Raw genomic sequence first — 8,922 nt, 5'->3', positions numbered from 1 at the left:
GGGTGGGGGGAGGGGGAGGGGGAGCCCCCCTTCTGCTCGTGCCCGTGCCCTCGGCGCGGGCGGCGGTGGCCGGGCGGGGGCATGATCCGGTGCGCCGGATCGCGCGGACGGCCGCCGCCGAGCTGCGGCGGGCGGGTGCCGAGGTGTGGACGCCGGCGGTGCTGCGGCAGCGCCGGGCGGTGGCCGACCAGGCGGGGCTGTCCGCCCGCCAGCGGCTGGTGAACGTCGCCGGCGCCCTGGAGGTACCGGGGGCCGCCCGGCGGCTGCTGGCGGGGGCACGGGTGGTGCTGGTGGACGACCTGGTGACGACAGGGGCCACGCTCGCCGAGGCGGTGCGGGCGGTCCGCGCGGCCGGGGGCCGGGTGAGTGGGGCCGCGGTGGTGGCGGCGCCGCGTAATTCTTTCCTTTTCAACGGACGGTGAGGCTTCGACGGACGGTGAGGCGCAGGGCGGCGGTTCGCAAGGGGGCGGAAGCGGTGATGAGGCGGGCGGCGGTCCGAGAGCGGCGAGGCAGCGGAGGTCAGGAGCGCGGCGGTCCGCAGCGGCGATCAGGCGGGCGGCGGTCCGACGGCGGGTGAAGCGCAGTCCAGGCGCGCGGCGGTCTACAGCGGCGATCGGGCGGGCGGCGGTCCGACGACGGGTGGAGCGCCGTCCACGCGGTCAGCGCTCAGCCGCCACCCCCGGGCGGACGCGTTTTCGGCGCGCCGCGGGGGCCCCAGCGGTGACGTTGCGGTCCCCTAGTGGTCCCCAGCGGTGCCGTTGGCGAACAGGCGCGCGGCCGTGCAGCGCCAGCGACTGCGGCCCAGACGCGCCGCGGACCGTCAGCCATACATGTACGCGGGCGCCGGCCGCCACGCGCGAAAGCCGTCTCTCAGCCCGCCCAAGGCCAGCACCCCAAGCCGCCTTCCCACTTCCCCCGCGCCCCAGGTCAGACCCCGCAAGCCGGTGTCCGAGCGCGCGACCCGCAGGCCCTGAGCGCGCGGCCCGCCGCCCCGAGCGCCTGGCCCGCCAGAGCCGGACGGAGCCGCCCCGTCCCGCTGCCCCCGCCCCCGGCACCGCCCCCGCGAGCCATCCCACGGCCCGGGTGGTTGAACTGGAACTCGGTGGGGGAGCGATTCGTTGCTGGTAGTGAGCGCCGATTTTCACTCAAACGGAGCTGGTGCGGACGAGGGGGTGCCGACACCCGTCCAGTAGAGCTATGTTCGGTTGTGAGGACTTGGCAGACGCTTTGCCTCGAATGTCGTGATGCAGGCGTTTCGGGGTCTTTCGGTGATCCTGAAAACGCGGGAGTGGAGATCGGAGTGGAGATCTCGTCCATGGGGGAGGAGGAGGTGGAAGTCGCCAGTCCGAGGCTTCGGCACTCACCGGGGCCTGGTGCAAGAAGGAGCTGCTCCGCTCGCTGAGCGGGGCGATCCGGGAACGGAGTTCTGCGTGGACATCGTCGTCAAGGGCCGCAAGACCGAGGTGCCCGAGCGGTTCCGCAAGCACGTGGCCGAGAAGCTGAAGCTGGACAAGGTCCAGAAGCTCGATGGCAAGGCGATCAGCCTGGACGTCGAGGTGTCCAAGGAGCCCAACCCGCGGCAGGCCGACCGTTCCGACCGAGTGGAGATCACCCTCCGCTCCCGTGGCCCGGTGGTCCGGGCCGAGGCGGCCGCAGCCGACCCGTACGCCGCGCTGGACCTGGCGTCAGCCAAGCTCGAGGCGCGCCTGCGGAAGCAGCACGACAAGCGTTTCTCGCGCCGCGGCAACGGACGGATCCCGGCGAGCGCGGTGGCGGTCACCGTCCCCGACGCGGCGCGGCTGAACGGCCACGGCCTGACGGCCGCGGAGGAGGCCGCCGAGCCGGGCAAGGTGCCGACGACCCGGATGGGGTCGCTGGAGATCCAGGGCGAAGGCCCCGTCGTCGTCCGGGAGAAGACCCACTCGGCCGCGCCGATGACGCTCGACCAGGCGCTCTACGAGATGGAGTTGGTCGGACACGACTTCTATCTCTTCGTCGACGCCGAGACCAAGCAGCCAAGTGTCGTCTACCGGCGGCACGCATATGACTACGGCGTCATCCACTTGAATTCCGACGCGTTCGGAGAGGAATCGCCCGGTGGCGCAGGCGGCGCACTGGGCGGCTGACCCCCACCCGTTCGGTGCCCCCGGCGTACGCCCGGGGGCACCATCGTGCCTGCGGAAGGCTGGAGTTGAAGCCGTATAGTGTTTGTGCCAGCCGGGGAGTATGTGGGCGCGAAACGGCGACATGCCGGGGAGACGGTCGTATGGCACTGATCGGGCCGGCCGCAATGGGCTGTTGTCAACCAGCCTTAAATCCAAGCTCTGGCCCTTCGGCCGAGTAGTTGACGGGGAGGAACCATGGGGGAGAGTTTCGGGCCCGTACGGGGTGACGCGGACGACGACGTCTGCGCGTCGGCGGCCGGCGAGGGGGACGGGGTCGCGCGGGTGCCGCGCAAGGAACCGATCCGGGTCCTCGTCGTCGACGATCACGCGCTCTTCCGCCGCGGTCTGGAGATCGTGCTGGCGCAGGAGGAGGACATCCAGGTCGTCGGTGAGGCGGGCGACGGCGCGGAGGCCGTGGACAAGGCCGCCGACCTGCTGCCCGACATCGTGCTGATGGACGTCCGGATGCCCCGGCGCGGCGGGATCGAAGCCTGCACCTCGATCAAGGAAGTGGCTCCCAGCGCCAAGATCATCATGCTGACGATCAGCGATGAGGAGGCCGATCTCTACGACGCGATCAAGGCCGGCGCCACCGGCTACCTCCTCAAGGAGATCTCCACCGACGAGGTGGCCACCGCGATCCGGGCGGTCGCGGACGGGCAGTCGCAGATCAGCCCGTCGATGGCGTCGAAGCTCCTGACGGAGTTCAAGTCGATGATCCAGCGCACCGACGAGCGCCGGCTGGTGCCCGGGCCCCGGCTCACCGATCGCGAGCTGGAGGTCCTCAAACTCGTCGCCACGGGGATGAACAACCGCGATATCGCCAAGGAGTTGTTCATCTCCGAGAACACCGTCAAGAACCATGTGCGGAACATCCTGGAGAAGCTCCAGTTGCATTCCCGGATGGAAGCGGTGGTGTATGCGATGCGGGAGAAGATTCTCGAAATCCGGTGAGGGGATCCCGTTAGGGCTCTGAACGTCTCCCGCCGGGGCATGTCGTGTCAGGTGGTGGGGGCCTCCTCGGTGGTGTCGTCCGGGCCGCTGTGCGGGTCGCCGGTGCGGGTGAGTTCGGTACGCAGGGCGGCGGCCAGGCGCGGGTCGTCGCAGCGCTCGACGCGGATGTCGTCGCAGCCGACCCAGGACGCGGCCTCGCGCAGTGCCAGCGCCATGGGCAGCACGGCGCGGGGGCCCTGGAGGGAGAGCTGGCGGGCGACCAGGGTGCGGCCCTCGCGGGCCGGGTCGACGCGGCCGAGCAGCCGGCCGCCGGCGAGCAGGGGCATCGCGAAATAGCCGTGTATCCGCTTGGCCTTGGGGACGTACGCCTCCAGGCGGTGGGTGAAGCCGAAGATCCGCTCCGTCCGCGGGCGGTCCCAGATGAGGGAGTCGAACGGCGAGAGCAGGGTCGTGCGGTGCCGGCCGCGCGGCGGGGCGGCGAGCGCCGCCGGGTCGGCCCAGGCGGGCCGGGCCCAGCCCTCGACCGCCACCGGCACCAGCCCGGTGTCCTCGATGACGGCGTCGACCTGCTCGGCCTTGAGGCGGTGGTAGTCGGCGAGGTCGGCGCGGGTGGCCACGCCCAGGGCGGCGCCGGCCTGGGCGACCAGGCGCCGTATGCAGGCGGTGTCGTCGAGGTCGTCATGGAGGAGCGGCCCGGGGACGGCGCGCTCGGCGAGGTCGTAGACCCGCTTCCAGGCGCGGCGCTCGGTGCAGACCACCTCGCCGGTGTCCAGCAGCCACTCCACGGCGATCTTGGTCTCGGACCAGTCCCACCATTCCCCGCCCTTGCGGCCGCCGCCCAGCTCGGACGTGGTCAGCGGGCCCTCGGCCCGGAGGCGGTCCAGGACGGCGGCGCAGGAGCGCTCGGAGTCCTTCAGGACGTGCCACCGGTGGCCCTTGGCGCGCCGGGCGCGGCGGCGGAAGGCGAACAGCGGCCACTCCTCGATGGGCAGGACGCACGCCGCGTGCGACCAGTACTCGAAGCTGTGCGGGCGACCGGCGCCGCCGTCCCCGGGGGCGGTGGACCAGTAGGCGGTCTCGACGGCGGTGCGGCCGACCGCGCCGAGGCGGGCGTACGGGACGAGCTCGTGGGAGCGGGCGAGCACGGAGATGGTGTCGAGCTGGACCGCGCCCAGCCGCCGTAGTATGCCGCGCACGCCCGCCCGGCGGTCCGGGGCGCCGAGCAGGCCCTGGGCGCGCAGCGCCATGCGCCGGGCCTCGCCGGCGGAGAGGGTGGTCACGGGGCGGGGGGCCGGCTCCCGCCGCGGCACGTCCTGCGTCACTGCGGTCATGTGGCACAGGGTAGGGGCGGGCACTGACAACGCGGCGGGCACCGGCAACGCCCCCGCGCGGACGGGCGGGAAGGGAACAGGGACAGCGGCGGGCGAGGGGCCGGGGGCGGGTCCGGGGTCAGCCGGGATAGGGGAGGTACGGCGTCGGCTCGTGCGCCGGCCCGGCCCCGGCGTCGGCCCCCGCGCTTGCTCCCGCCGGCTCCGGGGGCAGGTCGGAGGGGAGCAGGGAGCCGATCCAGACGTCGCGGCGGATGCCGCCGCGGACCAGTTTGGCGCGCAGGGTGCCCTCCCGCCGGAATCCGGCGGCGCGGGCCACCGCCCAGGAGCCCTCGTTGCCGGCCTCGGCCTGCCACTCCAGCCGCTCCACGCCCAGGTCGCGGAAGGCCCAGCGGACCACCGCGCGGGCCGCCTCGGCGGTGTAGCCCTTGCCGCGCTGCTCCCGCACCGTCCAGTAGCCCAGCTCCGCCTGGCGCTCCGGGGTGCGCAGCCGGTCGAGCCGGACCAGGCTCATGGCGCCGGCGAGGGTGCCGCCGTCCCGGAGGACGACGGCGAAGGTGTAGGTGGTGTCGTCGCGCCAGCCCTCGGGGGCGGCGGTGCCGGTGAAGCGTTCGGCGTCCTCGCGGCCGTACGGGGAGGGGACGGTCGTCCAGCGGGGGATGGCGGGGTCCTGGCAGGCGGCGTGCACGGCCGGCGCGTCGGCGGGCCCGAAGGGGCGCAGCAGCAGGCGGCCGGTGGTGAGGGTGACGGGCTCCATGGGGTGAGTCTGCGGCGCGGGGCGGCCGCCCGGCCAACGGTTTGCGCGGTGATTCCGGGCACGTCCCCGGAGGCCGGGCCCGTCCGCGGCGCGCCCAGGGGGCGGGCGCGCGGCCGGCCGCCCGGTGGCCGCCGGCCCTCCCCTCCGGTCCTCCGCCGGAAAACTTTTCCGGCACCTTCTCGCGGGCTCGTGCGTTGACGTGGCGAGGGGTCTGCGGGCTCGGCTGCGGCGGACCTCCCGGCCGGACAGCGTCCTCCTTTACGATGGCCGTTGCGGCGGGGCCTGCCCCCTTGGAAAGATGCCGCGCCCGCGCACTCGACCGTGCAGGCCCGAACGGCAAGGAGACCAGCCCAAGTGTCCGTCTTGACGAAGATCATGCGTGCAGGCGAAGGAAAGATCCTGCGCAAGCTGCACCGCATCGCGGGCCAGGTGAACTCCATCGAGGAGGACTTCGCGGCCCTCTCCGACGCCGAGCTGCGGGCGCTCACCGATGAGTACAAGCAGCGCTACGCCGACGGCGAGAGCCTGGACGACCTGCTGCCCGAGGCGTTCGCCACGGTCCGCGAGGCCGCCAAGCGGGTGCTCGGCCAGCGGCACTACGACGTCCAGCTGATGGGCGGCGCGGCGCTGCACCTCGGCTATGTCGCGGAGATGAAGACCGGTGAGGGCAAGACCCTGGTGGGTACCCTCCCGGCGTATCTGAACGCGCTGTCCGGCAAGGGCGTCCACCTCATCACCGTCAACGACTACCTCGCCGAGCGCGACTCCGAACTCATGGGCCGGGTGCACAAATTCCTCGGCCTGAGCGTCGGCTGCATCCTGGCGGACATGACGCCGGCTCAGCGCCGCGAGCAGTACCACTGCGACATCACCTACGGCACGAACAACGAGTTCGGTTTCGACTACCTCCGCGACAACATGGCGTGGTCGAAGGACGAACTGGTCCAGCGCGGGCACAACTTCGCGATCGTCGACGAGGTCGACTCGATCCTGGTGGACGAGGCCCGTACGCCGCTGATCATCTCCGGTCCGGCGGACTCGGCCACCAAGTGGTACGGGGACTTCGCCAAGTTGGTGCAGCGCCTGAAGCGCGGCGAGGCGGCCAACCCCCAGCGCGGCGTGGAGGAGACCGGCGACTACGACGTCGACGAGAAGAAGCGCACGGTCGGCATCCACGAGTCCGGTGTCACCAAGGTCGAGGACTGGCTCGGCATCGACAATCTGTACGAGTCGGTCAACACGCCCCTGGTCGGCTACCTCAACAACGCGATCAAGGCCAAGGAGCTCTTCAAGCGCGACAAGGACTACGTCGTCATCGACGGCGAGGTCATGATCGTCGACGAGCACACCGGCCGCATCCTCGCCGGCCGCCGCTACAACGAGGGCATGCACCAGGCCATCGAGGCCAAGGAAGGCGTGGAGATCAAGGACGAGAACCAGACTCTCGCCACGATCACCCTGCAGAATTTCTTCCGCCTCTACGACAAGCTCTCCGGTATGACCGGTACGGCCATGACCGAGGCCGCCGAGTTCCACCAGATCTACAAGCTCGGTGTCGTCCCGATCCCGACGAACCGCCCGATGATCCGCAAGGACCAGCCGGACCTGATCTACCGCACCGAGACCGCGAAGTTCGACGCGGTCGTCGAGGACATCGCCGAGAAGAACGCCAAGGGCCAGCCGATCCTCGTCGGCACCACCTCGGTCGAGAAGTCCGAGTACCTCTCCCAGCAGCTGAAGAAGCGCGGGATCGCCCACGAGGTGCTCAACGCCAAGCAGCACGACCGGGAGGCGTCGATCGTCGCCCAGGCGGGCCGCAAGGGCGCGGTGACGGTCGCCACCAACATGGCCGGCCGCGGTACGGACATCAAGCTCGGCGGCAACCCCGACACCCTCGCCGAGACCGAGCTGCGCCAGATGGGGCTGGACCCGGTCGAGCACGTCGAGGAGTGGGCGGCCGCGCTGCCCGCCGCCCTGGAGCGCGCCGAGGCGGCCGTCAAGGCGGAGTTCGAGGAGGTCAAGGAGCTCGGCGGGCTCTACGTCCTGGGCACCGAGCGGCACGAGTCGCGGCGGATCGACAACCAGCTGCGCGGCCGCTCCGGCCGCCAGGGCGACCCGGGCGAGTCGCGGTTCTACCTCTCCCTGGGCGACGACCTGATGCGGCTGTTCAAGGCGCAGATGGTCGAGCGGGTCATGGCGATGGCCAATGTGCCCGACGACGTCCCGATCGAGAACAAGATGGTGACGCGGGCCATCGCCTCCGCCCAGTCGCAGGTCGAGCAGCAGAACTTCGAGACGCGTAAGAACGTCCTGAAGTACGACGAGGTCCTCAACCGCCAGCGCGAGGTCATCTACGGCGAGCGCCGCCGCGTCCTGGAGGGCGAGGACCTCCAGGACCAGATCAAGCACTTCATGGACGACACGATCGACGCCTACATCCAGGCGGAGACCGTCGAGGGCTTCGCCGAGGAGTGGGATCTGGACCGGCTGTGGGGCGCGTTCAAGCAGCTCTACCCGGTCAAGGTGACCATCGAGGAGCTGGAGGAGGAGGTCGGCGACCGGGCCGGCCTGACCTCGGAGTTCATCGCGGAGGCGGTCAAGGAGGACATCCACGAGCAGTACGCCGCCCGTGAGGAGCAGCTCGGCTCGGAGATCATGCGCGAGCTGGAGCGCCGGGTGGTGCTGTCCGTCCTGGACCGCAAGTGGCGCGAGCACCTCTACGAGATGGACTACCTCCAGGAGGGCATCGGCCTGCGGGCGATGGCCCAGAAGGACCCGCTGGTCGAGTACCAGCGCGAGGGCTTCGACATGTTCACCGCGATGATGGAGGGCATCAAGGAGGAGTCCGTCGGCTACCTGTTCAACCTGGAGGTCCAGGTGGAGCAGCAGGTCGAGGAGGTCCCGGTGGCCGAGACCGCGGAGCATGCCCCGGTGGCGCAGGACGGCGGGGAGGCCGTTCCGGCGGCGGCCGGCGCGGGGCGCCCGGAGATCCACGCCAAGGGGCTGGAGGCGCCGCAGCGGCCGGACCGGCTGCACTTCACCGCGCCCAAGGTGGACGGCGAGGGCAGCGTCATCGAGGGCGATTTCGTCAGCGACGCGGAGAGCGACGGCCCGGCCCGGTCCGAGGCGGACGGGCTGACGCGCGCGGAGCGGCGCAAGGCGCAGAAGGGCGGGGGGCGCCGCCGCAAGAAGTGAGCGGCGCGCTCCGGGTGAGCGCGTGAGCGGGTGAGGGCGTTCCGGCCGAGTGGCGGCCGGGGCGCCCTTCGCGCTGTGTACGGGTGGGGGCGGCCCTGCGCCGTACGCGGCCCGGTCCGTCAGTCCGGGGTGGCGGCCGGGTCCCCGGGGAGCGGGCCGAGGTCGAGGGCGGCGCAGCGCCAGCGGGCATCGGGGCCCAGCTCCAGGCGGAACGCCAGGGCGCGCAGCCGGGCGCCGGTGGTGATGCGGGCGAACGCCTCGATGACGCCGTCGCGCGGACGGTACAGGCCGCAGTCGCGCAGGGCCGGGACGGGGGCGCGCAGGCCCGGCGCCAGGTAGGGGCGCAGCGGTGAGAGCGGGGCCAGCTCGGCGAGCCGGTCGTAGGCGGCGGGCAGGGCGTGCCCGAGGAGGGCGTGGACGGGGCGCTGGCCGCTGAGGGTGAGCAGCAGCTGGCGGGCGAACCACAGGTGCGGACGGTTCTCCTGCGCCTGCCGCCGGGCCCCGGGGGTGGGCAGGGGCTGAC

The 8,922-nt window shown here is 72.1% G+C and carries 7 protein-coding genes; 4 read left to right on the top strand and 3 right to left on the bottom strand.

Going from position 1 to position 8,922, the window contains the following annotated elements; all coding sequences use genetic code 11:
- The 3 genes from ADL22_RS08415 to ADL22_RS08405 all read left to right on the top strand — a co-directional run.
- A partial coding sequence (locus ADL22_RS08415) for a ComF family protein (RefSeq protein WP_066975335.1) occupies positions 1-422 on the top strand: 422 nt, incomplete at its 5' end.
- 1,008 nt (positions 423-1,430) lie between these two features.
- On the top strand, positions 1,431-2,126 hold the full coding sequence (hpf, locus tag ADL22_RS08410; RefSeq protein WP_066975332.1) for a ribosome hibernation-promoting factor, HPF/YfiA family: 696 nt from the start codon (positions 1,431-1,433) through the stop codon (positions 2,124-2,126).
- Positions 2,127-2,360: 234 nt separating this feature from the next.
- Complete coding sequence (locus ADL22_RS08405; protein ID WP_066975330.1) at positions 2,361-3,119, top strand: response regulator; 759 nt, start codon at positions 2,361-2,363, stop codon at positions 3,117-3,119.
- Between the two features lie 47 nt (positions 3,120-3,166).
- On the opposite strand, the gene ADL22_RS08400 is transcribed toward ADL22_RS08405, so the two are convergent.
- Entirely contained in the window at positions 3,167-4,450 is a 1,284-nt protein-coding gene (locus tag ADL22_RS08400; RefSeq protein WP_066975328.1) for a winged helix-turn-helix domain-containing protein, read from the bottom strand.
- Positions 4,451-4,568: 118 nt separating this feature from the next.
- A complete protein-coding gene (locus ADL22_RS08395; RefSeq protein WP_066975326.1) occupies positions 4,569-5,204 on the bottom strand; it encodes a GNAT family N-acetyltransferase in 636 nt (211 codons plus the stop codon).
- A 354-nt stretch (positions 5,205-5,558) separates the two neighbouring features.
- Between ADL22_RS08395 and secA the strand changes: the two genes are divergently transcribed.
- On the top strand, positions 5,559-8,399 hold the full coding sequence (gene secA / locus ADL22_RS08390; protein ID WP_066975324.1) for a preprotein translocase subunit SecA: 2,841 nt from the start codon (positions 5,559-5,561) through the stop codon (positions 8,397-8,399).
- A 119-nt stretch (positions 8,400-8,518) separates the two neighbouring features.
- Here the strand turns inward: secA and ADL22_RS08385 are convergent.
- The coding region (locus tag ADL22_RS08385) for an Rv3235 family protein (RefSeq protein WP_234430595.1) at positions 8,519-8,922 on the bottom strand (404 nt) is incomplete at its 5' end.

Origin of the sequence: Streptomyces sp. NRRL F-4489, assembly GCF_001509485.1 — a bacterium.
GTDB lineage: Bacteria > Actinomycetota > Actinomycetes > Streptomycetales > Streptomycetaceae > Streptomyces.
This window is presented reverse-complemented; position numbering and strand designations above follow the sequence as displayed.

Coding starts and splice junctions, on each gene's coding strand:
- ADL22_RS08400 (WP_066975328.1), bottom strand. CDS start 4,450: ATGACCGCAGTGACGCAGGACGTGCCGCGGCGGGAGCCGGCCCCCCGC.
- ADL22_RS08405 (WP_066975330.1), top strand. CDS start 2,361: ATGGGGGAGAGTTTCGGGCCCGTACGGGGTGACGCGGACGACGACGTC.
- ADL22_RS08395 (WP_066975326.1), bottom strand. CDS start 5,204: ATGGAGCCCGTCACCCTCACCACCGGCCGCCTGCTGCTGCGCCCCTTC.